The 26801-nt window shown below is 51.5% G+C and carries 21 protein-coding genes and 1 tRNA gene; 14 read left to right on the plus strand and 8 right to left on the minus strand.

The genetic code is table 11. The annotated features are described in order from the left end of the window. Window positions 1-56: 56 nt before the first annotated feature. The 10 genes from JNC80_RS06910 to JNC80_RS06955 all read left to right on the plus strand — a co-directional run bounded on the left by JNC80_RS06910 (window position 57) and on the right by JNC80_RS06955 (window position 9686). Window positions 57-1232 (plus strand): DUF2157 domain-containing protein, encoded by a 1176-nt coding sequence (locus tag JNC80_RS06910; RefSeq protein ID WP_376709857.1) that lies wholly within the window; start codon window positions 57-59, stop codon window positions 1230-1232. Continuing rightward, entirely contained in the window at window positions 1229-1810 is a 582-nt protein-coding gene (locus JNC80_RS06915; protein ID WP_022711470.1) for a GDYXXLXY domain-containing protein, read from the plus strand. Before JNC80_RS06910 ends, JNC80_RS06915 begins: the two co-directional genes overlap by 4 nt. A 133-nt stretch (window positions 1811-1943) precedes the next feature. Then, window positions 1944-2026 (plus strand) — tRNA-Leu (locus JNC80_RS06920). A gap of 283 nt (window positions 2027-2309) precedes the next feature. Then, a complete protein-coding gene (locus JNC80_RS06925; protein WP_376709858.1) occupies window positions 2310-3776 on the plus strand; it encodes a metal-dependent hydrolase family protein in 1467 nt (488 codons plus the stop codon). Between the two features lie 412 nt (window positions 3777-4188). Then, on the plus strand, window positions 4189-5607 hold the full coding sequence (gene tig, locus JNC80_RS06930) for a trigger factor (RefSeq protein ID WP_116087516.1): 1419 nt from the start codon (window positions 4189-4191) through the stop codon (window positions 5605-5607). A 103-nt stretch (window positions 5608-5710) separates the two neighbouring features. Beyond that, window positions 5711-6178, plus strand: a complete 468-nt coding sequence (locus tag JNC80_RS06935) for a GNAT family N-acetyltransferase (protein WP_376709859.1) — start codon at window positions 5711-5713, stop codon at window positions 6176-6178. 247 nt (window positions 6179-6425) lie between these two features. Next, window positions 6426-7925: an Asp-tRNA(Asn)/Glu-tRNA(Gln) amidotransferase subunit GatB gene (gene gatB, locus JNC80_RS06940; protein ID WP_022711466.1), complete on the plus strand. Its 1500-nt coding sequence runs from the start codon at window positions 6426-6428 to the stop codon at window positions 7923-7925. Beyond that, entirely contained in the window at window positions 7925-8428 is a 504-nt protein-coding gene (locus tag JNC80_RS06945) for a GNAT family N-acetyltransferase (RefSeq protein ID WP_022711465.1), read from the plus strand. The genes gatB and JNC80_RS06945 overlap by 1 nt, the downstream gene beginning before the upstream one ends. Window positions 8429-8642: 214 nt before the next feature. Continuing rightward, complete coding sequence (locus tag JNC80_RS06950) at window positions 8643-9038, plus strand: NADH:ubiquinone oxidoreductase subunit NDUFA12 (RefSeq protein ID WP_022711464.1); 396 nt, start codon at window positions 8643-8645, stop codon at window positions 9036-9038. Between the two features lie 222 nt (window positions 9039-9260). After that, the gene (locus tag JNC80_RS06955) at window positions 9261-9686 is read left to right on the plus strand and encodes a DUF2155 domain-containing protein (RefSeq protein WP_051139045.1); all 426 of its coding nucleotides are present in this window, start codon (window positions 9261-9263) and stop codon (window positions 9684-9686) included. A 12-nt stretch (window positions 9687-9698) separates the two neighbouring features. Here JNC80_RS06955 and aat read toward each other — a convergent pair whose 3' ends face one another. The 6 genes from aat to JNC80_RS06985 all read right to left on the minus strand — a co-directional run bounded on the left by aat (window position 9699) and on the right by JNC80_RS06985 (window position 15320). Beyond that, window positions 9699-10313, minus strand: coding sequence for a leucyl/phenylalanyl-tRNA--protein transferase (gene aat / locus JNC80_RS06960; protein WP_022711462.1), 615 nt, complete (start codon window positions 10311-10313; stop codon window positions 9699-9701). Window positions 10314-10318: 5 nt separating this feature from the next. Beyond that, on the minus strand, window positions 10319-11674 hold the full coding sequence (gene accC / locus JNC80_RS06965; RefSeq protein ID WP_022711461.1) for an acetyl-CoA carboxylase biotin carboxylase subunit: 1356 nt from the start codon (window positions 11672-11674) through the stop codon (window positions 10319-10321). A 104-nt stretch (window positions 11675-11778) separates the two neighbouring features. Beyond that, window positions 11779-12252 (minus strand): acetyl-CoA carboxylase biotin carboxyl carrier protein, encoded by a 474-nt coding sequence (gene accB / locus JNC80_RS06970; RefSeq protein ID WP_376709860.1) that lies wholly within the window; start codon window positions 12250-12252, stop codon window positions 11779-11781. A 220-nt stretch (window positions 12253-12472) separates the two neighbouring features. Continuing rightward, the gene (aroQ, locus tag JNC80_RS06975) at window positions 12473-12922 is read right to left on the minus strand and encodes a type II 3-dehydroquinate dehydratase (protein WP_376709861.1); all 450 of its coding nucleotides are present in this window, start codon (window positions 12920-12922) and stop codon (window positions 12473-12475) included. Window positions 12923-13100: 178 nt separating this feature from the next. After that, the gene (locus JNC80_RS06980; protein WP_022711458.1) at window positions 13101-13874 is read right to left on the minus strand and encodes a DsbA family protein; all 774 of its coding nucleotides are present in this window, start codon (window positions 13872-13874) and stop codon (window positions 13101-13103) included. 108 nt (window positions 13875-13982) lie between these two features. Next, entirely contained in the window at window positions 13983-15320 is a 1338-nt protein-coding gene (locus tag JNC80_RS06985; protein WP_116087922.1) for a M48 family metalloprotease, read from the minus strand. Between the two features lie 594 nt (window positions 15321-15914). Between JNC80_RS06985 and JNC80_RS06990 the strand changes: the two genes are divergently transcribed. Then, window positions 15915-17018: a pyridoxal phosphate-dependent aminotransferase gene (locus JNC80_RS06990; RefSeq protein WP_376709906.1), complete on the plus strand. Its 1104-nt coding sequence runs from the start codon at window positions 15915-15917 to the stop codon at window positions 17016-17018. A 108-nt stretch (window positions 17019-17126) separates the two neighbouring features. Here JNC80_RS06990 and JNC80_RS06995 read toward each other — a convergent pair whose 3' ends face one another. Together JNC80_RS06995 and JNC80_RS07000 are read right to left on the minus strand one after the other, a co-directional pair. Further along, window positions 17127-20102, minus strand: a complete 2976-nt coding sequence (locus tag JNC80_RS06995; RefSeq protein ID WP_376709862.1) for a ribonuclease E/G — start codon at window positions 20100-20102, stop codon at window positions 17127-17129. Window positions 20103-21237: 1135 nt separating this feature from the next. Continuing rightward, the gene (locus tag JNC80_RS07000; RefSeq protein ID WP_376709909.1) at window positions 21238-21429 is read right to left on the minus strand and encodes a hypothetical protein; all 192 of its coding nucleotides are present in this window, start codon (window positions 21427-21429) and stop codon (window positions 21238-21240) included. On the opposite strand from JNC80_RS07000, the gene JNC80_RS07005 reads away from it, so the two are divergent. The 3 genes from JNC80_RS07005 to prfB all read left to right on the plus strand — a co-directional run bounded on the left by JNC80_RS07005 (window position 21356) and on the right by prfB (window position 26795). After that, window positions 21356-22540 carry an N-acetylmuramoyl-L-alanine amidase gene (locus JNC80_RS07005; protein ID WP_376709907.1) on the plus strand — a complete coding sequence of 395 codons (1185 nt, stop codon included), beginning with the start codon at window positions 21356-21358 and terminating at the stop codon, window positions 22538-22540. The two genes, JNC80_RS07000 and JNC80_RS07005, sit on opposite strands and share 74 nt — an antisense overlap. 381 nt (window positions 22541-22921) lie before the next feature. Next, entirely contained in the window at window positions 22922-25390 is a 2469-nt protein-coding gene (locus tag JNC80_RS07010) for a penicillin-binding protein 1A (RefSeq protein ID WP_022711452.1), read from the plus strand. Between the two features lie 276 nt (window positions 25391-25666). Beyond that, a protein-coding gene (prfB, locus tag JNC80_RS07015) for a peptide chain release factor 2 (RefSeq protein WP_116087919.1) occupies window positions 25667-26795 on the plus strand; the annotation gives its coding sequence in 2 pieces (ribosomal slippage) (window positions 25667-25735 and window positions 25737-26795; 1128 coding nt in all). Window positions 26796-26801: the final 6 nt, after the last annotated feature.

Here is a 26801-nt window from a genome sequence, read left to right on the forward strand (position 1 = left end):
ATCGGGCAGGTTTGTTCTCATGCAAGCCGGAGCAACCATTATAACAGGATCGCCATTTGTCCATTTTTGTTTCCCTTGCAAGTCAGATCGACCAGTGGCAGTTACAAGGGCTGCTGGATCAGGAAACCGCAGACAGGCTGCGTCTTGATGTTAAAACCCGCAAGAACGGCTTTGGTATTGGCGGTGTTCTCGCCGTACTTGGTGCATTATTGCTTGGCGCAGCGCTGATCCTGTTTGTTGCAGCCAATTGGGAAGTTATACCGCGTGTCTGGCGCGTGGCGCTTATCCTGTTTGTCATGTGGAGCGGTTATCTTGGCGGCGCATGGTTGCAAAGGCGCGGTGAAAGCGGGCAAAGCAACACATTGGCGGCGATTTTTGCACCGGCGCTCTATCTGCTCTCGGCAATTACCTATGGTGCCGGTATCGCGCTGATCGGACAGATGTATCATATGTCCGGTGATATGACGACGGCGGCGCTGGCATGGGGCGTTGGTGTGCTGGTTGCTGCGGTGCTGCTGCGCGCGCCGATTTTGACCGCTGCGGCATTGGGTATCGGTGGCTTTTATCTGTCAACCGTGTTGAATGAGCTTGGCGGGCAGGTCAATCTGGTTGCATCCTATCGCTGGGTTATGCCGCTTTACATCCTCGCCTGTGTCGGAGCCATTATCTACACAAAAGCGGATAAGGCCATGCATTTGCTGGCAGCGCTGACACTGGCTTATTTTCTCACTCTGTATTTTGACATTGAAAATCAGGCGATCCTGATCCTGATGATTGCCCTTGGCGCTGTGCTGGTGATTTGTCAGGGGCGCTGGCCGGCCTTTGAACGCTACAGCTACGGATTTGGCTCGCAGCTGGCCGGTTATGGTCTGGCTTCTCTGCTGATCGCGCTGTTTATCTTTCAGGTTGAGCATAAAGACCTGTTCAATAGCTATGAGGCCGGTGCCGATGCGGTCTATTCGCTGGCGGCAATTGCCATCTGTGTTTTTGCGCTGATTATCGCCGGTGAAAAAAGCGGACAATTACGCTGGTTCGCCTATGCGGGCTTCTCTTTGCATGTGTTGTATCTGGCGACCGTGACTGTGGGGACGATGATCGGCACATCGGGTGTCTTCCTGATCGGCGGTCTGCTGGTGATGGGGCTGGCTTATTTGGTTACCCGTATGGAAAAATATCTGCATGGCTCAACTGTTAAAGCGGTGTCCGTTCATGATGGGGAGCAGCAGCCATGAGTTTTCTTAAAAAGCGCTGGCTTTATGTCGCTGCAATTCTTGCGGCATTGTTGCAGTCAGGTGTGATGCTGGCAGGTGTTCAGCAGCGTATAAGTATTCTGCGCAGCGGTTCGGAAGTGGTGCTGCGGACTTTGCCGGTTGATCCGCGTGATCTGATGCGCGGCGATTATGTTATTCTGAGCTATGAAATTTCCCGCCTACCTGCACATATGATTAGCGGTCAGCCGAAACGCAAAAGCGGATTGAACTATATTTATGTCGTGCTGGCGAAACAGGCCGATGGTTTGTGGGAGGCGAAGCGGGCGCAATTTGATGTTCCGGATGCATTAAAAGACGGCGAAATCTTTTTGCGCGGGGAGGTTGAGGCTCCGTTTCAGCTCTTTGACAGCTATTCAATCCTGCCCGTTGTTTATGGCATTGAGCGCTATTATGTGCCGGAGGGTGAAGGGCTGGCGGTTGAAAATGCCCAGCGCGACAGCAACGTGGATATCGTCCTGTCAGTGAATGAAAAAGGCGTCGCGGCGATCCGTGCGCTCAGGATTGACGGCAAGCAGGTTTTTGATGAACCGCTGTTCTGAGGTGAGGCAGCAAAGGGAAGTGATAAGATCTGTGTATGACAGTCTCTTATCAAAAATAATCTGTTTTTTCCCTTTGAAGCCTGAAAATTGAATGCTATAGAGCGGCGCACATCAAAGCATACGTGCTTCGGTTGCGGATATGGCGAAATTGGTAGACGCACCAGATTTAGGTTCTGGCGGGAGACCGTGGGGGTTCGAGTCCCTCTATCCGCACCACTTTTATTCTCTTTGATTTTTGTAAGTCTTTGTAATTGCTGCGTGTTTGATGCTGCAATTTTGGCGAAGGTGCGTTTTTGGCCGGTTTTGTGATACAAATTGTGTTACAATGCAGTTTGAGATGGCATTTTTTCTCATTGCCTGCTGTTTATAGTCTCCGTAGCAAATATATCCTGCCGGATCGTGCTGAATTTCATCAATTCTAAAACTTTATGGCCGAAGTTTCCGCATAATATATTTATGCTGATGCAGTCTTATCAAAGCTTTAGAAAGGTTTGAGGCTATGAGAAACTATGGTGCGCGTTACGGGCAATATGCTCATGGATTTGGATGCTTGTGCCATAGTCCGGCAATCACGCAGCTGAATGAACGCATTGGTCGCGGGCTGAGCCGCCGTTCTGTCCTGAGCGGCCTTGCGGCTGTAATGGCAGGTGCCGTAGTGGCTGATCCGGTTTCGGTACTGGCTCAGACGCCCGTTTCTGTTGCAGGCCAGCCTGTTTTGCTGAAAAATCTGCGCATTTTCGACGGAAAATCCTCAAAGCTGATTGAAGGGCATAATGTTCTGGTGAGCGGCGGAAAAATTGCGGATATTCTCAAAGCTTCAGAGAATGTTGCTGAGGCGCAGGTGATTGATTGCGGCAATCGCGTGCTGATGCCGGGTCTGATCGATGCCCATTGGCACAGTATTCTGGCGGCTATTCCGCAAATGGTGGCGATGACGTCTGACATTGCCTATGTGCATCTTGTTGCTGCACAGGAAGCGCAGCGCACTTTGATGCGTGGCTTTACGACCGTACGCGATATGGGCGGGCCTTCCTTTGCGCTGAAGCGTGCGATTGATGAAAAGCGTATTCCGGGGCCACGCATTTATCCGTCCGGCGCGATGGTGTCCCAGACCTCCGGTCATGGCGATTTCCGCCAGCGCAGTGATATTCCGCGCCATAGTGCGAATGATCTGAGCCTTGCGGAATCTGCCGGTATAGCTGCAATTGCGGATGGTGAGGCCGAAGTGCTGCGTCGTGTACGGGAGCAGCTGATGCTGGGCGCCAGCCAGATCAAGATTATGGTCGGCGGCGGTGTGGCTTCAGCCTATGATCCGCTGGATTCCCTGCAATTTACCGAGGCTGAAATCCGTGCGGCTGTCATGGCTGCCAAGGATTGGGGCACTTATGTCTGTGCACATGTTTATACGTCAGCCGGTATTCAGCGGGCGCTGGCTTGCGGCGTGCAGTCGATTGAACATGGCCAGCTGGCCGATGAGGAAACCGTCAGGCAAATGGCTGATGCCGGTGCATGGTGGAGCATTCAGCCGTTTCTGGCGGATGAGGATGCCAATGTTTATGCCTCGCAGATACAGCGCGACCAGCAGAAAATGATTGCCGAAGGCACGATCCGTGCATTTGAACTGGGGCCTAAATATAATGTCAAAATGGCATGGGGGACGGATATTCTGTTCAACCCGAAAGGCACAGCCTCGCAGGGACGTCAGCTGGCGAAACTGGCTCGCTGGTTTGATAATGGTGACGTGCTGAAAATGGCAACCGGCACCAATGCCGAATTGCTGGCGCTATCAGGAAACCGTAATCCTTATGGTGCAGCTGTCGGCGTTATCGAAAAAGGTGCAATGGCGGATATGCTGCTGATCGACGGTAATCCGCTGGAGGATGTGTCTCTGATTGCTGATCCGGACAAGAATATGAAGCTGATTATGAAAGACGGTATTGTTTATAAAAATATACTGACTGCATAATCCGCATCGGTAAAAGGCCGATAAAATCCGATGGATTGCAGGGTGAACATTCAATCGCATCTTGTATTTTGCGGGCGCTGATTGTAATGGGTTTGCGATAAATGGGATTCTGGCGCAATGCTGTCGCACGGGCTCTGTTACGAAATGTGACTTTATGCCGGTGAATGAGCAGATATTGTGCAGGAAATTCAATAGCAGAAATCAGGTATGGCTGCTTAAAATCCGTACCATTTATATATAGAGTCACTGTCATAATCCGGCAGGCTTTATATCCGTTCCGGGATGTCCCATAGCCTTTGCGCATATTTGTGCGCGGTATGTGACAAACAGAAAAACAAGAAATTTCGCTAGCCACGGCGGCTACGGTCATGTGGCCGGTCATGCGAAACGAAGACAAAGTGAAGGTTTTGACATGCAGGTTACCGAAACGCTCAATGAAGGGCTGAAGCGCGAGATCAAAGTCGTGGTTCCGGCACAGGATCTTGAAGCAAAGCTTGCTGAGCGCCTCGAAACCGCTCGCGGTCGCGCTAAGATCGATGGTTTCCGTCCTGGTAAAGTTCCTGCAGCACATCTGCGTAAGATGTACGGCAAGTCTTTCATGGCTGAGATCGTTAACGAAATTCTGAACGATTCAACCCGTTCGATCCTTGCTGACCGCAACGAAAAAGCTGCAACCCAGCCAGAAGTTGCAATGAGCGAAGACGAAGCAGAAGCCGAAAAGGTTCTGGCCGGTAAAGCTGATTTCGAATTCACCATGAATTACGAAGTTCTGCCGGCAATCGAAATCAAAGACGTTTCCGGTCTTAAAGTGACCCGTGAAGTTGTTGATATTTCGGACGAAGAAGTTGAAGAGCAGGTTAAGAAGATCGCTTCTTCCGCTCGTACTTTCGAAGCGAAAAAAGGCAAAGCTGAAGACGGCGACCGCGTTACCATGGATTACCTCGGTAAGCTGGAAGACGTTCCTTTCGAAGGCGGCGCAGATCAGGATGCACAGCTGGTACTCGGTTCCGGCCAGTTCATTCCGGGCTTTGAAGATCAGCTGGTCGGCGTAAAAGCCGGTGACGAAAAGCAGATCAAAGTAACTTTCCCTGAAAATTACGGCGCTGCCCATCTGGCCGGTAAAGAAGCAACCTTCGACATCACTGTGAAGGAAGTTGCTAAAGCTGCTGAGCTGGAACTGAATGACGAAGTTGCGAAGAAGCTCGGCATCGAAAGCCTTGACCGTCTGCGCACTGTTGTTCGTGAACAGATCGAAGGTCAGTACGGCCAGATCACCCGCCAGAAAGTTAAGCGTCAGATCCTCGACGGTCTGGATGCAGAATATCAGTTCGAAACACCAGAGCGTCTGGTTAATGCTGAGTTCAACAACATCTGGCAGCAGATCAATTTCGACCTGCAGCAGGCTGGCAAGACTTTTGAAGACGAAGAAACCACTGAAGAAGCTGCTCGTGAAGAATATCGCAAGCTGGCTGAACGCCGTGTACGTCTTGGTCTGGTTCTTTCCGAAATCGGCGAAAAGGCCGGTGTAGAAGTAACCGAAGAAGAACTGCAGCGCGCTGTTTACGATCAGGTTCGTCGTTACCCAGGTCAGGAACAGCAGGTTTATGAATTCCTGCGTAAAACTCCTGATGCAGTTGCTAATCTGCGCGCACCAATCTTTGAAGAAAAGGTTGTTGACCATCTGCTCGGCACAATCTCCGTCACCGATAAGAAAGTGACCAAAGAAGAGCTGACAGCTGAAGAAGAAGGCGCAGCAGAAGAAGCAAAGCCTGCTAAAAAAGCTGCTCCAAAGAAAAAAGCAGCTAAAAAAGCTGATGATGCAGCTGAATAATCAGCCCGCATAAAGTTATGAGAAAGCCGCGTTGCAAAACGCGGCTTTTTTGTTTGCTGTCAGAGGTGCTTTACTGTCACTTGCGTTGCGCTATTGTGCTGCAATGCAACCAAGACTGTATTATCATTTATGTAAATCGCTGAGTGACGAGCAGCGGCAACCTGTCTGGTCAAAGAATGTGGTTTTATCCGCCTTCCGGCCGGATATGATTGCAGAACTCCATACTTTGCTGTCAGCTTCCTATCAAGCTGTTGGCAATATAGTGCCGCCATTGCGTGACTGGTGGCAGGCCCTGTCCAATGATGAGGAATATGATGCCGGTCTGATTTTTCCGGTGACAGATATCCAAGGGCGGTTGATTGCTTTTGCGCAATGCTGGGGCAGTGCTTTTATCAAGGATATTGTCGTACATCCCGACTGGCGCAGGCAGGGCATCGGCGAAGCCTTATTGCTGCATTGTTTTCAGGTTTTCCAATTGCGTGGTGCGGAGAAAATCTGCCTTAAAGTGGAGAGTAATAACCCCTTTGGAGCAGAGCGGCTCTATCGCCGGCTTGGTATGGTCGGTATATGACCGTGCTGTGAGGTCATTTATCTTTGCAAGCCCATGCTTTGTTACGGGAATTTGTACTTTTTCCGTCAATGCAGGGTGCACTGTTGCACCATAATGTTTATAGTCCGCGCCATGATCGTTTATTGATGCTGAAACAGTGCTGTTGTGATGCACAGAACACTTGCCAGTCAGGCCGGTTTGTTTTAGCCAGAAGCATGAGAAAACGGCGGAGTTTAACTCGCGCCGCAAAACAGAGATTTAAGAGCCCATGTCCCTTATCGATACACGCACGCCAGACCCGAAACGCCTGATCTCCGGTGCCACCGGTGACTGGGAAATCGTGATCGGGATGGAAGTTCATGCGCAGGTGACTTCCAATTCCAAATTGTTCTCCGGTGCTTCCACCGAATTCGGTGCCGAGCCAAATGCCAATGTTTCGCTGGTGGATGCCGCGATGCCGGGTATGCTGCCGGTTATCAATGCGGAATGTGTGGCGCAGGCCATTCGTACGGGTCTCGGGCTGAAAGCACAGATCAATCTGAAGTCGGTTTTTGACCGCAAAAACTATTTCTATCCGGATCTGCCGCAGGGCTATCAGATTTCACAGTTTAAACAGCCGATCGTGGGTGAGGGCACTGTAACTGTGTCTGTTGGCCCTGATTCCAAAGGCCAGTTTGAAGATGTTGAGGTTGGTATCGAGCGTGTGCATCTGGAACAGGATGCCGGTAAATCCCTGCACGATCAGCATCCGAGCATGTCCTATGTCGATCTGAACCGTTCCGGTGTGGCGCTGATGGAAATCGTTTCCAAGCCGGATATCCGCTCATCGGATGAAGCACGCGCTTATATGACTAAGCTGCGCAGCATTCTGCGCTATCTCGGCACCTGTGACGGTAATATGGATCAGGGCTCGATGCGCGCAGACGTGAACGTGTCTGTTCGTCGTCCGGGCGGTGAATTCGGCACCCGTTGCGAAATCAAGAACATGAACTCGATCCGCTTCATTGGTCAGGCGATTGAATATGAAGCGCGCCGTCAGATCGGTATTCTTGAAGATGGCGGGAAGATTGATCAGGAAACCCGTCTTTATGATCCGGTAAAGGGTGAAACCCGCTCGATGCGCTCGAAAGAAGAAGCGCATGATTATCGCTATTTCCCTGATCCTGATCTGCTGCCGCTGGAATTCACACAGGCTTATGTGGATGAATTGGCATCAGCTCTGCCGGAACTGCCGGATGACAAGAAAACCCGTCTGGTCGAAACCATGGGTCTGTCTGTCTATGACGCATCCATTCTGATCACTGAGAAAGCCATTGCTGACTATTTCGAATCGGTTGCAGAAGGCCGTGACGGTAAAGTTGCTGCAAACTGGGTCATCAATGATCTGCTCGGCGCTTTGAACAAGGCCGGTAAAGATATTGAAGATGCTCCGGTTTCTCCGGAACAGCTGGGCGCTATTCTTGATCTGATCAAGGAAGGCACAATCTCCGGTAAAATCGCAAAAGACCTGTTTGAAATCGTTTGGAACGAGGGCGGTGATCCGAAAGAGATCGTCGAAGCCCGCGGCATGAAGCAGGTGACTGATACCGGCGCGATTGAAAAAGCCGTTGATGAAATCATCGCTGCCAACCCTGAAAAAGTGGCTCAGGCAAAAGAAAAACCGACACTGGCGGGCTGGTTTGTTGGTCAGGTGATGAAGTCAACCGGCGGTAAAGCTAATCCGCAGGCTGTAAATGATCTGGTTAAAGCGAAACTGGGCATCGAATAATGTGGCTGCGCTCTGCAAATAAGGATGATCTGAAGGCCGTGCACCAGTTGCTGGTCAAAACCTGGCATGCCACATTTGATGATGTGCTGGGCGTTGAGACCGTCAATAAGGTGACAGGTGAATATCATTCTGTTGCTGCGCTGACGCGTAATCTGGCCAAGCCTTATTCGGAATTTGTTGTGGCGGATGACGGCGAGGGCAACCTCGTCGGCATGGCTTATGCCAGCCAGAGCAAAGACGGTATTGCGGAGCTGCACCAGCTTTATGTCGATCCTGAGCAGCAGGTTCAGGGTATTGGCACTATGCTGCTGGCGGAGATTGAAATGGCTTTTCCTGATGTGGAGAAGCTTGCTCTCGAAGTGATTGCCAAGAATCAGAAAGCTCTGGACTTCTACACCCGCAAAGGTTTTGAAAAGACCGGCGAGACGAATGACTGGGGTACACTGAAGCTGGATATTCCGGTTATTAAAATGGAAAAGTCTCTGACAGGCTGGTCTATGTAACCGGAGCATCCCGCATTTAATTGTGCCTGTTGCGTCCGTACAAAGTTTTTTGCGTTAAGTGTTCTCTGGTGTTAATGGCATCACTTAACTGAGAAATGCTGAAAACAGCGGCAACTTGACCCTTGCGACGCGCCTCAGATAAGGGCATAAGCAGGGAATAATCTGCATGATCCTGTGCCTTTATGGTCAGGATAGTTCAGGATCCGGAAGTGCTATGAAAAAATTTATTATTCAGGTTTTTACCTGGTGGAACAGCCAGACTATCGGCACCCGTCTTCATACATGGCGCAAAGGTAAGCGCGTCGGTGAAGATGAGTTCGGTAATGTTTATTATACCGGTGGTAAGGATTCTGAAGGCCGCACCCGTCGTTGGGTTATCTTCAACGGCTATAGCGAAGCCAGTGCAATTCCTGCCGGCTGGCATGGCTGGATGCATCACCGCACCGACACGCCGCCGACTGAAGAAAACTATCAGCCGCGCGAATGGCAGAAGCCGCACCAGCAGAACCTGACCGGTACGCCTTATGCTTATCGCCCGCAGGGTGCGATCTCCGCATCCGGTCAGCGCCCTAAAGTGGGCGGCGACTATGATGCATGGACACCGAATTAAGTTTCAGTCCTGATAGATTTGACAGGCGGCATGGTTTTTCAGCTGTGCCGCCTTTATCTTTCCCCTAAAGTTATGTCCTGTGCAGTGGTATGCCGCTCTGGATTGGGGAAAACCCTGTCCGGCGAGTCTTTTTCTCACAAATGCCGTAAAGAACAGGCTAATTTTCCGGCGGGTGTTTTCTCCGCATCCGTTTATGCAACCAGTACCAAAGGCAGAATGTGTATGAATGTTTCTTCCGGACGATCTTTTGGAACAACATTTCTGCTGGTTGCAGGGCTGGCACTTGCCGGTCTGGGCGTAGCATCTGAGGCACGTGCCGAGCGTATTTCCAATAAAGTTGCGGAATTTTCCGGTCTGGACAAGATCACCGGCCGGATCACAACTTTTGACGTTTATATTAATGAGACAGTGCAATTTGGTGCGTTACAGGTAACGCCAAAGGTTTGCTACAGCCGCTCGGATAATGAAGCGCCGCGCACTGACAGTTTTGTGCAGGTGGATGAAATCACACTGGATCGCAAAATCCGCCGCATCTTCTCCGGCTGGATGTTTGCCGATAGTCCGGGTCTGAATGCTGTGGATCATCCGGTGTATGATATCTGGCTGAAAGACTGCAAGCAGACGTCAGACATTCCTGCGCCGCAATAAGGTTTGGCAGTTTCAGAACTGCGCAGGCGTTAAAATCGCTGGCAGCAACATATCTTCATAATCCTTTGCAGGAATTTCAACAGCGCCAAAACGCTGTAAATGCCCTGTAGTAAACTGCGTGTCCAGCAGTTTGAAACCATGTGCACGCAACCGCTCCACCAGATGCACGAGGCAGACCTTGGAAGCATCGGTGACATGGCTGAACATGCTTTCACCAAAGAATGCGCCACCCAGCGACACACCATAAAGACCACCGACAAGCTGCCCGTCCTGCCATGCTTCAACAGAATGGCAGTGTCCAGCTTTGTGCAGGGCAATATAGCCGTCACGGATCGTCTGATTGATCCATGTACCGGCATTGGGATCCCGCCTGATAGCACAACCTTCCAGCACCTGTTCAAAGGCGGTGTCATAGCTGATCTCGAACGGGGAGCGCTTCAGTGTTTTTTGCAGACTGCGGGAAATGTGGAACTTATCGAGCGGGATAATGCCGCGTTGTTCCGGTCGTACCCAGAATATTTCCGGATCATCAGCACTTTCTGACATAGGGAAAATGCCGGAGGCGTAAGCCCGGAGCAGAAGCTCCGGACTTAAATTTTGAGGCGGAGGGGATTTGCGTCCCGCCACCGGAGTTACTGACCCGATGCGTTTTTCTTTTCCAGATATTTTTCAAGCCAATGGATATCATAATCGCCATTGGCGATATCCGGATTGGCAATCAAATCCTGGAAAAGCGGCAGGGTTGTATCAACGCCGTCAACGACGAATTCATCCAGTGCACGACGCAGACGCATCAGGCATTCCACGCGGTTACGGCCATGCACAATCAGCTTGCCGATCATGCTGTCGTAATATGGCGGGATTTTATAGCCGCTATAGACGCCGGAATCGACACGAATGCCCAGACCACCCGGTGTGTGATAATGCTTAATCGTGCCCGGTGACGGTGTGAATGTGCGTGCGTTTTCCGCATTGATACGACATTCAATCGCATGACCGGAGAAACGTACATCGTCCTGCTTGACCGACAGGCCAAGACCGGCGGCAATACGGATCTGTTCATGAACCAGATCAATACCTGTGATCGCTTCGGTAATCGTATGTTCCACCTGAAGACGGGTGTTCATTTCGATGAAATAGAACTCGCCGTTTTCATAGAGGAATTCGATTGTACCGGCACCGCGATAGCCCAGTTCTGCAACCGCATTGGCGCAGATCATACCGATCTTGTCACGGGCTTCGGAATTCAGGGCAGGGGAATTGGCTTCTTCCCAGACCTTCTGGTGACGGCGCTGCAGCGAGCAGTCGCGTTCGCCCAGATGAACAGCTTTGCCTGCACCGTCGCCAACGATCTGAACTTCAATGTGACGCGGCTTTTCGAGATATTTCTCGATGTAAACAGCATCATCACCGAATGCAGCAGCTGCTTCCGAGCGTGCAGTATTATAGGCAACAGAGATATCTTCTGCCGATTTGGCAACCTTCATCCCGCGGCCGCCGCCACCGGAAGAAGCCTTGATGATGACCGGATAGCCGATTTCGGAAGCAATACGAATTGCATCCTGTTCACTGGCAACCCCGCCGTCAGACCCCGGAACAACCGGAATGCCGAGGCGTTTTGCAGTTTTCTTGGCTTCGATCTTATCGCCCATGATGCGGATATGCGCAGCGGTCGGGCCGATGAAGGTAATATCGTGAGCTTCAAGAATTTCAGCGAATTTGGCATTCTCGGAGAGGAAGCCGTAACCCGGATGGATTGCATCAGCACCGGTGATTTCGCAGGCGGCAACGATCTGGTGAATATTCAGATAGCTGTCGCGCGATGATGGTGGTCCGATACATACGCTTTCGTCTGCGAGACGCACATGCATGGCATCGGCATCGGCAGTGGAGTGAACGGCAACAGTCTTGATGCCAAGCTCCTTACAGGCGCGCAGCACCCGCAGGGCAATTTCGCCGCGATTGGCTATGAGGATTTTTTGAAACATCGGAGCTCCTGCCTCAGGCATAGTCTGAGGCAGACTATGCATTAATTCAAATTGGTCAGCGATGGTTGTATGTTTGAAAATACAGCCGTGATCTGTGAAAGATCTTATTCGATGACGATAAGAGGTTCGCCGAATTCAACTGGCTGGCTGTCGCTGACCAGAATAGCAGTCACTGTACCTGCACGCGGAGCAGCAATCTGGTTCATGGTTTTCATCGCTTCGATGATGAGAACGGTCTGGCCTTCTTTAACGCTCTGGCCGACTTCTACGAACTGCTTGGCACCTGGTGCCGGTGCGAGATAGGCGGTACCAACCATTGGCGAAGGCACGGCATTTTTGGATTTGTCAGCAGCTTTCGGTGCTTCTGCAGCCGGAGCAGGCGCAGCGGTGGCAACCGGTGCTGCGGCAGCAGGGGCAAAATATTGCTGAGGTGCTGCAGCCTGAACAGTGATATTGCGCGAAACGCGAATGCGCAGATCGTCCTGTTCAACTTCAATTTCTGTCAGATCGGTATCTTTGAGGATGTTCGCGAGATCGCGAATGATCGCCTGATCGATACCGGAGCTTTTGTTCGTCATGGGTCTGGCCCCTTTACCGCTGATATATATATTGTTGTTTCTTCAGAGCCTATTCCGATCCGGTTAAGGCAGATCGGAATAGGCTCCCATTTTTATTTTCGCAGTTTTGAACGGAAAACCGGTTCCCGTTTTTGCCTTAACTGCTTTTAGCATATGCCTGACGGTCAGGGTACATTATGCTGGTTTGGTATGCGTGGCATAATCCACTCTGAAAATCCGGTCAACTTTCGCGATTATGCTGATAACCGGCGAGAGCCCGCAGACCCATCAAATAACCTTCCGCACCGAAGCCGCACAGTACAGCTTTGGCAACCGGAGAAACGAAGGATTTGTGGCGGAACTCTTCACGGGCGTGAATATTTGAGAGGTGAACCTCAACCACTGTCACCTGAGCTGCGCGAATGGCATCAAGCAGCGCAATGGATGTATGTGTATAGGCTGCAGGGTTAATCAGAATCTGCGCGCCTTTCTCACCGGCTTCCTGAATCCATGTGACCAGATCGCCTTCGTGATTAGACTGACGGAAGTCAATTTCCACGCCCAGCTTTTCAGCTTCTTTGCGGCAGTTTACGTGAATATCATCAAGGGTCGTCGAGCCGTAAATTGCCGGTTCTCTTTTACCGAGCATATTCAGGTTCGGGCCGTTCAGAATGAAAATCACTTGTGCCATCGGGTGTGGTGTCGCTTTACGATTCCGTTATTCGTATGAATTCAGCTTGTCTGAAGTCTTTAACTCTTCCCATATAATGGGGAATGCTTTGCGGTTAAAGCCTGTAAATTGTATCCGTACAGGCTTTAACTGCATTTTCCGGCACTAAATTCAAATTTTATAGATAAAATTATGAATTTTATTTGTTGCCGGTGTTTGATTGACGCTGTTCAGCGATTTTTTCAGACAATGTTTCCAGACCGACCGCCCCCGGAACCAGCTCATTACCGATAATATAAGACGGTGTGCCGGAAATATTCAGCGCCTGAGCAACATTATAAGCGCTCTGGAAGGAGGTCACGACCTCTTTGCTTTTCATCAGTTCACGCAGTTTCGCTTCATCAGCGCCCAAAGAGGTAGCGATTTTCATTGCGCTCTCTTCGGTAGAGCTTTTCGGCTCTTTCATCAGCGCTTCGTGCAATTCCATGTATTTTTCAGGCATCAGACGCTTGAATGCCTGTGCAACCAGATGGGTGCGCATGGAATCCGGTCCGAGAATCGGGAATTCTTTCAGAACAAAGCGGACATTCGGATCGGCTTTGAGCAGCGCCTGCATATCCGGCATTGCGCGTTTGCAATAGCCGCAATTGTAATCGTAGAATTCAACTATGGTCACGTCGCCTTTCGGATTGCCGTAAACGGCATCATTGGCGTCGTTGAAAATCGAATCATGATTTTCTGCAATAATCTTGGACTGGCTGTCACGGGCTGATGCAGCCTGTTTTTCTTCCAGAGCGTCCTGCACTTCAAGCATCACTTCCGGATTGGCGATCAGATATTCGCGGACGATTTTCTCAACGGCAGCTTTATCGAGCGGCTTTGCTTCTTGTGCATGGGAAGCTGCAACGGCAGAAACCAGAGCAGCTGCGCCGAAAACAGTGGTAGCTAAACGGCGCTTGAAATGAATGGTCATAGGATCACTCCGGATAAACCGGCCTTGTCGTTCGGGTTAATGGTGGTAGTTCGCCATACTGGCGAAATGTGAAGTTCTGTTACGGAAAACCGGTATTGGTACCGTGGTTTATTTCTTTTTGGTCTTGGTATTGATGATGTCCTGCGCCCGCAGCCAGTCCGGCGAACCGGATTTCAGACGTGTCTGCGCACGGGTTGCGAAAATCTTAGCCTCATTGATACGGCCTGCATAATAATGCTGATCCGCAGTTGCGAGGTCCGAAAGCCCCATCTGTCCGGACTGGCCATAGGCCTGTGCCAGATAGCCGTAACCTTCCGAAAATTCCGGATCACGTACCATACCCGCTTTAAGCTCGCGGATAGCCGCTTCCATATTGGCTTTATTGCCGGTCAGCATCAAAGCGCGGCCATAGCTCATACGGATCAGGCTGGATTTGCGCGGATCAAGCGCGGCAGCCTGTTTGAACTCGGCAGCAGCACCGGCCGGATTATTGGCTTTCAGCAGCATTTCGCCCTTTATTTCGCGGAAATAAGGGTTTTTCGGCTGTTCTTTGATTAATGCATCAATTTTCGGAATGGCATTACGGGGATTGCCATTGAGGAAAGTGTAAATCGCATCGCCGTAACGTGCGCCTACGCCACGCGGATTGTTGCGGAACATGCGTTGCAGTGAGCCGAGGCCGCCGGAATAGGCCGCGATTTTTGCCCGCGCCATATCATGACGAAGCTGCAGGGCTTCCGGGTCTTTTTTCTCAAAATACGGGCTTTGATGAGCCAGTGTCGTCAGATTGGCAATACGGTCACGCGGCAGCGGGTGGCTGATACGATAGGCATCAACCTGTGTGCCGCTGATCGATAAGGCACTGGCAAAGCGCTCGAATGTTGTCAGCATGCCTTTGGCTGACTGGCCGGTTTTATTCAGATAATTGATTGCCGAGCGGTCAGCTGCTGCTTCTTCCGTGCGCTGATAGGACAGCAGGCTGCGCATGGCGATTTCACCGCCGCCCGCAGCAATACCGCCACCGGCACCGGCAATGGCGCTGTTACGGGTGGCTGCACCGGCAATCCCCGCACCAAGGCCGAGCAATGTGCCGATAACAGCCATGGTTTTGGCCTGTTTGAGTTGTTCACGCAGACGATCCTGATGGCCGCCGGCAAGATGGCCGGTTTCGTGAGCGATAACACCGATAATCTCATTCGGGGTTTCAGACTGGAGCAGGGCGCCGGTATTGATAAAGATACGCCGTCCGTCGACAAAAGCGTTGAAGCTCGGGCTGTTGACCAGAATTGTACCGATACGCTTTTTACCAAGGCCTGCGGCATTGAGAATTGGGGTCGTGTAATCGGTAACGAGGGCTTCAATTTCTGCATCACGCACGACCGGTACTGAGCGCGATTGCGCTGAGGCAGTGACTGCGGAACTGGCCAGAATAGCGGCGGAAATCATCAGAGAAAGCGGGCGGTACAACCTGTTGCGGACGGGAACCGGTGCCGGTGCTGCCGGTTGCGGCGCAGGGGCTGTATAAAGAAGAGCGGTTTCGGCCATCAATAAAATCCTGTTTTAAAAACGATCAAGAACGGTAGCACGGTATCGCATTCGCTCCGGACACTTTCATTTACCGCATGATGTATCCAAACAGGTCAGTTTGGACAGGGACATGCATCAGGTGTGAATCAGCTGCAATATTTATAATGCTGTTTTAGCTTACAGGATGCGAAAAACAGAATGATATATTCCGCCAGGAATCCGCAGTTGTGAACCACAGTTTATTTCATGATCTTTCAGGCCTTTTTTATGACCTGAACTGAAGTCAGGCTTAAGAAGTTTAAAGTTTCGGTTCGTTTTGCTGTTTTATAGCTAATATTTTGTGATTGTTATGCGGTTGTTGCGCTGTGCAGTTCGGGCTATGGAACAGCCGGTGTTTAAAGCTTAACCGGTTCTGCAGACTGCTGTTTCATACAGGCGGCAGAGCAGGTGTTTTTTGAGGGCAGAGAAGTGAGAGTTTTTTCCTACCGGAGTGAAGTTGATCCGTTTCATGCCATGGATGTGCTCGCTGAAGCGAACCGGCGCCGTGCAGAAGGCGCGCCGATGATCTCCATGGCGGTTGGTCAGCCTGCTGATCCGGCACCGCTCCGCGTGCGTGAAGCTGCGCAAAAAGCTCTGATTGATGGTAAAATCGGTTATACGGATGCGCTGGGCCTGATTGGTCTGCGTGAAGCGATTGCGGCCCATTATGCCGAGCAATATGGCGTTGAAGTCAGCCCGCAGCGCATTGCCGTGACGACCGGCTCATCGGCCGCGTTCAATTTGGCCTTCCTGACCTATTTTGATGCCGGTGACCGTGTGGCGATTACCCGTCCGGGTTATCCGGCCTATCGCAATATTCTGAAAGCGCTTGGCGTTGAAGTTGTTGAAATCGGCACCGGTGACGGTAAAAGTGCCAATCTGACTGCTGAAAGCCTGATTGCTGCCCATGCGGAAAAGCCGCTGAAAGGTGTGCTTTTCGCCAGCCCTGCCAATCCGACCGGCGCAATCATTGAAGATGATGAGCTGAAAGCCATTTTGGAGGCAGCTCGCGAACGCAATATTCGTGTGATCTCCGATGAGATTTATCATCGCCTGACCTATGATCGTCCTGACCAGACTGCACTGGCCTTTGATGATAGTGTGACGGTGATTAATTCCTTCTCCAAATATTATTGCATGACAGGCTGGCGTATCGGCTGGATGGTGCTGCCGGAAGAGGCGGTGCGCCCGAATGAACGTATTGCGCAAAGCCTGTATATTTCTGCACCGGAACTGTCACAGATTGCGGCGATTGAGGCTTTTAAGGCAACGGATGAGCTGGATATTATCAAGCAGCGTTATGCGCTGAACCGTTCTATCCTCGGTGAACATCTGCCGAAAATGGGGCTGACACTGGCCGCACCGATGGATGGTGCATTCTATGCCTATTGTGATGTGTCCCGCTTTACCAATGACAGCATGGCATTCGCCCGCAAAATGATTGCCGAGATTAATGTGGCCGCTACACCGGGGCTGGATTTTGATCCGCTGGAAGGTCACCGCACAATGCGCTTCTCCTATGCGGGCACAGCTGATGAAATGCGTGAAGCAATGCGCCGGTTGGAAGGCTGGCTCTGAGGTCAGTCCTCTTTTTGTACAAATTTGAAATTTAGTATGTACACGAAATAAAAAAAGCCGCCGGAAATTCCGGCGGCTTTTCTATTCTATGGGTTTTATCGGCAGGGCTTAAAAGAAGCCTTTTTTCTGCCACCAGCCGCCGCGTTTTGGCTGCTCTGCCGGTTCTTCCTGCTTTTCAGCCTGACTGATCTGCGAGGTCACAACCGGCTTGGATGCTTCCTGTGTGCTGCTGCGTTTACGGGCAGGCTTTTCTGCTTGCTGTTCCGCCGCAGGTTCTGCCACTTCAGTCACAATAACGGCTTCAGCAACTTCAGCCTGTGTTTCTGCAACCGGTTCCGCTGCTTTTTTAGCGCGCGGCTTGCGGGCAGGCTTGGCCGGTTTTTCTGCAGCTTTTTTGCTGGTGGTTTTGGCCGGAGCTTCATCACTCACAGTTTCAGCTTCCGCAACCACTGCTTCTGCAACAACCGGTTCACCGGCAGGTTCTGCCACTTCAGTCACAGTTTCCGCAGCGGTTTCAGCCGTTGCTTTTGCACCGCGTGGCTTCGCAGGGCGTTTACGGGCAGGTTTTGTAGTCTTCTTCTCGGATTTTGCCTCAGTCTGCGGGGCTGCTTCAGTCTTGGCCGGAGCATCCTGTGTCAGGGCCGCAGCCGGAGCCGCTGATTTCACCTGCGGGTTAAAGCCCACAAATTCCGGTGAAGGCAGAGGAGCCGAAGCTTTTTTCACTGCCTGTTTATAGGCAGTCAGACGGGTGACAGCTTCATCGCGACTGAAGCCGACAAATTCCACCGCAGGCATGCGGTTGTCATTGTCATATTCACCGCGACGGTTCTTGCGTCCGCCACGACGGCCGCGACGACGCTTCTTACGACGGTCTTCTTCCGACTGGGAAGGTGCGTCATCTGCGTCTGTATCATCGCCTTCATCTTCATCCGAAGCGGCTTCGCCCTGTGTTTCCGAATTATCGCGTTCACGGGCACCGCGACGGCGACGGCGGCGACGGCTGCGCTTGCGGTCGTCATTATTATCGTCGCGTGTGTTATCTTCATCGCCTGATGTTGCTTCGGTTTCCGCATCATCTTCCACATCGATGATTTCCGGATCATTTTCCTCGTCATAAGGCATGAACTGGATTGTCTGCGGAACCGGATTAACAGGACCGGCAGCCGGTGTGCCCTTATCAATCGCCAGATGCTGATGACCAACGGTTTCATCGATCTGCAGTTCAATTGTCAGGCCGAAACGGCTTTCCATTTCTGCAAGCAGGTGGCGCTTGTGGTTCAGCACATACAGCGCTGTGGCCTGCGGTGCGCGAACAGTAATATTGTTCTGCGAATTGCGCTGCAGGAATTCTTCAATCGAGCGGATGACATAAAGCGCCATCGAGGAATCCGAGCGGATCAGACCTGTGCCTGCGCAATGCGGGCAAGGCTGCATGGTGCTTTCAAGAACCGATGCACGGATACGCTGACGCGACATTTCGAGAAGACCGAAATGCGAAATACGGCCAACCTGAATACGGGCGCGATCATCTTTCAGGCAATCTTTCATGCGTTTTTCAACGGCACGATTGTTGCGCTTTTCTTCCATATCAATGAAGTCAACCACAACCAGACCGGCAAGGTCGCGCAGACGCAGCTGGCGCGCAACTTCTTCTGCGGCTTCCAGATTGGTCTGCAATGCAGTTTCTTCAATTGAATTTTCACGGGTTGAACGGCCGGAGTTGACGTCAACCGCTACCAGAGCTTCAGTCTGGTTGATGATGATATAGCCGCCGGATTTCAGTGTAACCTGCGGATGCAGCATCCGGTCAAGCTGGGCTTCAATCCCGTTGCGGGCAAAAATCGGCGTGGTTTCACGGTAAGGCTGGACGACGCGCGCATGGGTCGGCATCAGCATCCGCATGAAATCTTTGGCTTCGCGGTAACCGGCTTCACCGGCAACCAGAATATCCGTGATATCCTTGTTATAAAGGTCGCGGATCGAACGCTTGATGAGATTGCCTTCTTCATAGACGAGGGCAGGCGCCTGTGACTGCATGGTCAGCTGGCGGACATTATCCCACATACGCATCAGATATTCATAGTCACGGCGCACTTCTGCCTTGGTGCGGTTGGCACCGGCAGTACGCAGGATCACACCCATGCCCTGCGGCACTTCGAGTTCCTTGACGATATCTTTCAGGCGCTTGCGATCCTGAATATTGGTGATCTTGCGAGAAATACCGCCACCGCGTGCGGTGTTTGGCATCAGCACGGAATAACGGCCTGCCAGCGACAGATAGGTTGTGAGAGCTGCGCCTTTATTGCCGCGCTCTTCTTTAACCACCTGCACCAGAATAATCTGGCGGCGCTTGATAACTTCCTGAATCTTGTAGTGCTTGCGATGCGCACGGTTGCTGCCCGGCAGCTCTTCCATCGCATCTTCAGCGCCGACCGATTCAACCTGATCGTCTTCATCATCGTGATCGTCATCGTCGTCACTGTCTGATGCGTGCTGTTTACGCGGAGCTTTTTCACGGATTACCGGCTGGTCGGAAGAAGCAGCCATGACGGATGCATTATCATCCGCATCGTCATTTGCCTGTTCCTGAGCAGCATTGAGCAATGCTTGTGCATAGGCTTCCTGCGCTTCGGCAGCGAAGTCGCCGACAAATTCAGGTGCCGGTACAGCCGGTGCTGCAGCATGATCTCTGCTGTTGTTGTGATGACGGTGCCGGCCCGAGCCGCGACGGTCATTGTGACCGCGGCGATTGCGGCGTGGTGCTTCTTCACGCTCTTCATCATCTTCATCACGTGCTGCGCGGGCTTCTGCTTCCAGCAGCGCTTTACGGTCAGCTTCCGGAATCTGGTAATAGTCCGGATGAATTTCGGAGAAGGCGAGGAAGCCATGGCGGTTGCCGCCATATTCCACAAAAGCAGCCTGCAATGACGGCTCAACGCGGGTTACGCGTGCCAGATATACATTGCCTTTTAACTGCTTCTTATGCTCAGATTCAAAATCGAATTCTTCGATCTTGTTACCGCGCACCACTACGACGCGCGTTTCCTCCGGGTGGGAGGCATCGATAAGCATTTTGTTCGACATAAGTGTTTTTCCTTCCGGCGGAAAAACGCAAATCAAGAGGAACCGGAGACGCTTCGGGAGCGCCGGTTCGTATATATTCGCGGTTGCCGGATAAATTAAGGTTCGCCGGAACGCAGAGTACAGTCTTCACGCGCTGATGCCTTGCGGCAATCGCGATTTTCAGGCTGGCAATGGTCAAGTCTGCGTGACCCATAGCGGTTCCGATCGAAACGACCTCGAAAGACCTGATAAACAGGCCGATTATAGTGCCGCACAAATCCCAAAGGATAAAATATGCAGCAATTCAAAAGTGTTACGGCATTGTAAACTGCGTTTCTTACAACGCGTGATGCCGCAGATAACAGATTGCCGATTATGATTTCTCACATAGTCCGCAGTCTTTATGAGCAGTGGCCGGGGGAACCGTGCCAGTGCTGAATCCTTGTTCAGTTACGCTGAGCCGCCGGATAATCTTTCAAATCAGAATTATCACAAACGGCCGTTCTGCAGTTTTCTGACGGTTGTAACGTCAGGTTCTGAGCTGATCTGCCACGATAAGAGCCTGTCCGCGGGTGTTAACCGGACGCTGGACAGAGAATGATTCCGATGGCGGATCTGTAACCTGATAATGCTTTTAGGACCTGATCGCCCCTCTGACAAGCAGAATATAATAATGCGTCACACTCCGTTCAAACTAATCAGGCATGAATTTTATAATTTCGACATTTATCTCAATGTTTTAGAATGATTTTCTGATGTCGCTGACACGGGATTTAAGTGAAGATACGGCGGGCGGAATCTAAGCCGGCTTTATTTCATGCGTGATTTGTGCACGCAGCTTTGTCAGTTGCCTGTTATGACGGGAAATGGCATTGAAATTTTGTAATTATAAAAGCCTGATGCAGAGGCAGATTTGATGAAATTTGCAAAGGCTTCATTAACGATAAAGCTCTAGCATATCTGTGTTACGGGCGGTTGCAGCATCCGACAGAAGCGGGTGAGGCAGTGTGGTTTTTCTGAAACAGGAGAAATGAAACTGCTCAGACGTCACCGAACTGCCGCAAAGGCAATCATAATGCCCGAGCACGGGCGGGTGTTCGTAAATGCTGATTTGCGGGCAGGGGATTGCAAACTATGTGCAGGATCTGAACGAATCTCAGCTTTGCAATAATTTGATCGAGACGATGTTTTTACGAATTCTGACAGCCAATCTTTTTTCTTTAAAACCGGCTTTTCGCAAGTTTTTGCGGCGGCAGGCGCTGCTTTCGGCTTTTGTGGCAATAATACCGATAAATTCTGCATTTGCAGCGCAGGGCGCTAAGTCTGAACTCTCTGCACTGACCTTCAAAATGGCCGGTGATGATCTGCGCAGCCGTATCGTGGTTATGTTTGACAATGAGCCGAATGTAGAGACGCATCTTCTGGAGCGTCCGCATCGCCTTGTGATCGATCTGCCGGAAACCAGTTTCGGTTTTGACAAGGAATCACTGACGCCGCGCGGTCTGATTTCCGAGGTGCGCTACGGACTGATTGCGCAGACGCGGTCGCGATTGATTCTCAATGCCAAAGGGCCTTTCAAAGTTGAAAAGCTGGAAGTTGTAAAAAACGAATCTTCGTCCGGCTATCGTATGGTTGCCGATATTGTCGCCAGTTCTGACCGTGAATTTGCACAGGCTCTTGCCGATCAGAAAGTGACTACGGCCTCATTAAATGCGGACACTGGCGGGGCATCTCCTGCCATCAGCGATACGCTTGGCTCAAGCCACCAGTTTACTGTGATGATTGATCCGGGACATGGCGGCATCGACAGCGGCGCGGAAAGTGTGAGCGGCACGCTGGAAAAGAATGTGACGCTTGCTTTCGGGCGCGAGCTTCGTGATGAACTCATGAAGAACAAGAATATCAATGTTCTCATGACCCGCGAGGATGATACTTTCCTGCGGCTCGGGGAGCGGGTGCGTCTGGCGCGCCAGCATGAGGCGGATCTGTTTATCTCGCTTCATGCCGATACGATCCGCCATAAGGATATCCGTGGTGCAACGGTCTATACATTGTCTGACAAGGCATCGGATGATGTGGCCAGAGCTATGGCGGAACGCGAGAATAATTCTGATGCCAGTGCGGGTATTTACAGCGAAGAAGCACCGGTCGTTCATGATATCCTCATGGAACTGACCCAGCGTGAAACGCATTCTTTTTCGCTGAATTTTGCTGACGGGCTGGTCAAATCTCTGCAGGGCAAGGTTAATCTGATTAATAATCCTCATCGTTTTGCCGGATTTCAGGTGTTGCGTGCACCGGATGTTCCTTCGGTTCTCGTCGAAATCGGATATTTGTCGAATAAGGACGATGAGAAGCTGCTGAAAGATGCTTCATGGCGCAAACGTGCGGTGGAGCGTATTTCCCATGCAGTGGATAAATATTATACGCTGCGCAACAATGTTCAGGCGCAGCCGTAAAATCTGTGAGGGCTGCGTCAAAAGCGTCACAGAAATGAATAAAGAGTTAAAAACAGTAAATTCATCTTGTCTTTGACGTATTTGCTGTTCACTACCACGCTGTTGGTCTGGTTTAACACCGGATCAGGGTTCAGGTCAGGGCTCAGAGATGAATGGCTTGGAAGGGTTCATCAGGTTGAAAACAATTTTACGCTGCAAAGCCTGCTAAAATTGCCTGTGAATTTTTACCGGAGCGGATTACGTTCAAATTGGATCGCGGCATTCGTTCTGGATTCTTTAGTAGCCGCATTATCACTGTCGTCAAATTGATCCAATTTGACTGTGAAATGCTCTAAGTTAATGATATGTAGCAGATAATCTGAAACGGACACCGGATAAAATATGGTACGGCTCATCGGATATTTTTTCGGCATCGGAACGGTGCTGATGCTGATCGTTGCGGGAGGCGTTGCCTTCTATGTCGGCAGCATAAGCAAGGACTTGCCGGATTATGAAGTGCTGGCCAAATATGAGCCGCCGGTAACAACGCGCGTGCATGCCGCAGACGGTAGTCTGATGGCGGAATATTACAAAGAACGCCGCATGTTCCTGCCGATTCAGGCGGTTCCTGATCGAGTGAAAGCAGCCTTTGTTTCAGCGGAAGACAAGAGCTTTTATCAGCATCACGGGCTGGATTATCTCGGCCTTACCCGTGCGGTCTCCACCAATATTGTCAATAAGCTGACCGGTAATGACCGCCGTCCGGTGGGCGCGTCGACCATTACGCAGCAGGTTGCCAAAAATATGCTGCTCACTTCCGAGCAGACCTATGACCGTAAAATCAAGGAAGCGATTGTTGCGCTGCGTATGGAGCGTACTTTCAGCAAAGACCAGATTCTTGAGCTTTATCTCAATGAAATGTTCTTCGGTATGGGTGCTTACGGTATTGCCGGTGCTGCGCTGACCTATTTCGACAAGTCGGTCAATGAACTGACCATCAGCGAATCTGCCTATCTTGCAGCACTCCTCAAAGGCCCTGCCAATTATCATCCGTATCGTTATGCCCAGCGCGCGATTGAGCGCCGCAACTGGGTCATCGATCGTATGCAGGAAAACGGCTATATTTCTGTTGAGGATGCAAAAGAAGCCAAAGAAACACCGCTGGGCGTGAAGCCGCATAATGCGGATGGCCGTCTGTTTGCCAGTGAATATTTTGCTGAAGAAGTGCGTCGTCAGATTGTAACCCGTTACGGCAATGCTTCGCTGCTTGAAGGCGGGCTTTCCGTGCGCACAACGCTTGATCCGCAATTGCAGGTCATGGCGCGTAAAACATTGCATAACGGTTTCATCCGTTATGATGAGGCGCAAGGCTATCGCGGCCCTGTCAAACATCTCAATCTGAGTACAGACTGGGGTCAGGAACTGGGTGAAGTTGCCGGTCTGACCGACGTGCCGGAATGGCATCTGGCTGTTGTGCTGGACGCCACACCGGATGCGCTGGAAATCGGATTGCAGCCGGCCCGTGATCCGTCCGGCAAGATCAGTGAAGAACGTGCGACCGGCCGCGTTGCCGCTGCGGATATGAAATGGGCGATGCGCATGAATATCGGCGGCAAGCGCTCGACAGCGAAATCACCGGCAGGTGTGCTTGAGGTCGGCGATGTGATTTATGTGGAGAAAAAAGGCGAGGGCAGTGATGCTTACCGTCTGCGTCAGGTGCCGAAAATCTCCGGCGCGCTGGTTGCTATGGATCCGCATACCGGCCGCGTGCTGTCTATGGTTGGCGGCTTCTCCTATGCGCAGTCGGAATTCAACCGCGCCACGCAGGCCTATCGCCAGCCAGGTTCGGCCTTCAAACCGTTTGTTTATGCGGCAGCGCTGGATAATGGCTACACACCGGCATCCGTGGTGCTTGACGGCCCGATCTCTGTCGATCAGGGCGGTTCGCTCGGCGTCTGGAGCCCGAAAAACTATTCCGGCAAATTCTCCGGCCCTTCAACCCTGCGTTATGGTATTGAACAATCCCGTAACCTGATGACCGTGCGTCTGGCACAGGATATGGGCATGAAGACCGTTGCGGAATATGCAGAGCGTTTCGGTGTTTATGACAAGATGATGCCGGTGCTTTCCATGTCGCTTGGTGCCGGTGAAACCACTGTGCTTCGCATGGTCACAGGCTATTCGATCATGGCCAATGGCGGACGTTCGATCACGCCTTCAATGATTGACCGCGTGCAGGATCGTTACGGCAAGACTATTTTCAAGCATGATATGCGTCAGTGCCAGAATTGCAATGCGGAAGAGTGGAACAATCAGGAAGAACCTGAGCTGGTTGACGAGCGCGATCAGGTGCTCGACCCGATGACTGCCTATCAGATCACATCGATGATGGAAGGTGTTGTTCAGCGCGGTACTGCGCGTATGCTGCTGAGCCTGAACCGTCCGATTGCCGGTAAAACCGGTACGACAAATGACGAAAAAGATGCGTGGTTTGTCGGTTTCACGCCGGATATGGTTGTCGGTCTGTATCTCGGTATGGATCAGCCTGCACCACTCGGCCGCGGCGGTACAGGTTCCGGCCTCGCTGTGCCGGTGTTCAAGGATTTCATGACCGTGGCAATGCAGGGAGCGCCGAAAGTGGACTTCCGTGTGCCTGAAGGCATGACCATGATTGCAATCAACCGCCGTACCGGTATGCGTGCAACGCCGGGTGGCCCTGATGTGATTATGGAAGCCTTTAAACCGGGAACAGGCCCAGCTGACAGCTATTCTGTGATCGGTGCCGACAGCTTCCAGGAAGGCTCACCGGTGCAGCCGCAATCGCCGCAGGCGAATAAGGCAATTAATTCCGGATCTGGCGGTCTTTATTAAGCCTGCCCTGAGCCTGAAATATTGACAGGCTTAAACACAATCAGCATACAGACTTATAGAGCGGTTATTTTTCCTAAGCAGGAAAACCGCTCTATATCTTTATATTAACGCAGTTTCGGACGAATCGAAGCGAGATAAGAAAATAGTCCTGTGAACTGTTTTCCTCGCTGAGGCGGTTTCCACTTTTTCTGAAACTGCTTGTAGCGCCTGTATGCTTTTTTATTAAGGCCATGTGCTGACTGCGAAATTATTAAGACTGACAAAGGAGCCGCAGCTATGCGTGCTGAGATTGAGAACTTGGTTGACGAAATCAAGCAGGCCATAAGCCTGCTGAGGAGGCATCTTTGACTGGGATCAGTCACTGAAGAAACTCGAATATCTGAACAGCCGTGCTGAAGATCCGACCCTGTGGAATGACCCGCAGGAAGCACAGAAGCTGATGCGTGAACGCCAGCAGCTGGATGACAGCATTAACAGTATTCTGGCGCTGACCCGTTCGCTCGATGACAATATCGAGCTGATCGCGATGGGTGAAGAAGAGGGCGACAAGTCCATCATCACCGATGCGGAAAACGGTATTCGCGAGATCAAGGCGGAACTCGACAAGCGTCAGATTGAAATGCTGCTCAGCGGTGAAGCTGACGGCAATGATGCTTATCTGGAAGTTCATGCCGGTGCCGGTGGTACGGAAAGTCAGGACTGGGCGTCTATTCTGCTGCGCATGTATTCGCGCTGGGGTGAGCGCGACGGCCGTAAGGTGGAAGTTCTGGAAGTTCAGGCAGGGGAAGAAGCGGGTATTAAATCCGCAACCATCCTCGTGAAAGGCCATAATAGCTACGGTATGTTGAAAACGGAATCAGGCGTGCATCGTCTGGTGCGTATTTCGCCGTTTGACTCCAATGCCCGCCGCCACACATCCTTTGCCAGTATCTGGGTCTATCCGGTGATCGACGACAATATTGAAGTCGAAGTATCGGAATCCGATGTTCGTATTGATACTTACCGCGCCTCCGGTGCCGGTGGTCAGCACGTTAACACCACAGATTCGGCGGTTCGTATTACGCATATTGCCACCGGTATTGTGGTGCAGTGTCAGACCCAGCGTTCACAGCATAAAAACCGTGAACAGGCCTGGTCGATGCTCCGCGCACGTCTTTATGAAGAAGAGCTGAAGAAGCGTGAAGAAGCCGCCAATGAGGTGAATTCTTCCAAGACAGATATCGGCTGGGGACACCAGATCCGCTCTTATGTCATGCAGCCTTATCAGCTGGTCAAAGACCTGCGCACCGGTGTTGAAAGCACAAGTCCGGACGATGTTCTGGATGGTGATCTGGATGAGTTTATGGAAGCTGCTTTGGCGCAGCGCGTACACGGCAAGGATGCCGATGTACAGGATATTGACTGATCTGAG

It is taken from the genome of Pseudochrobactrum lubricantis (assembly GCF_041929865.1).
Taxonomy (GTDB): Bacteria; Pseudomonadota; Alphaproteobacteria; order Rhizobiales; family Rhizobiaceae; genus Pseudochrobactrum; species Pseudochrobactrum saccharolyticum.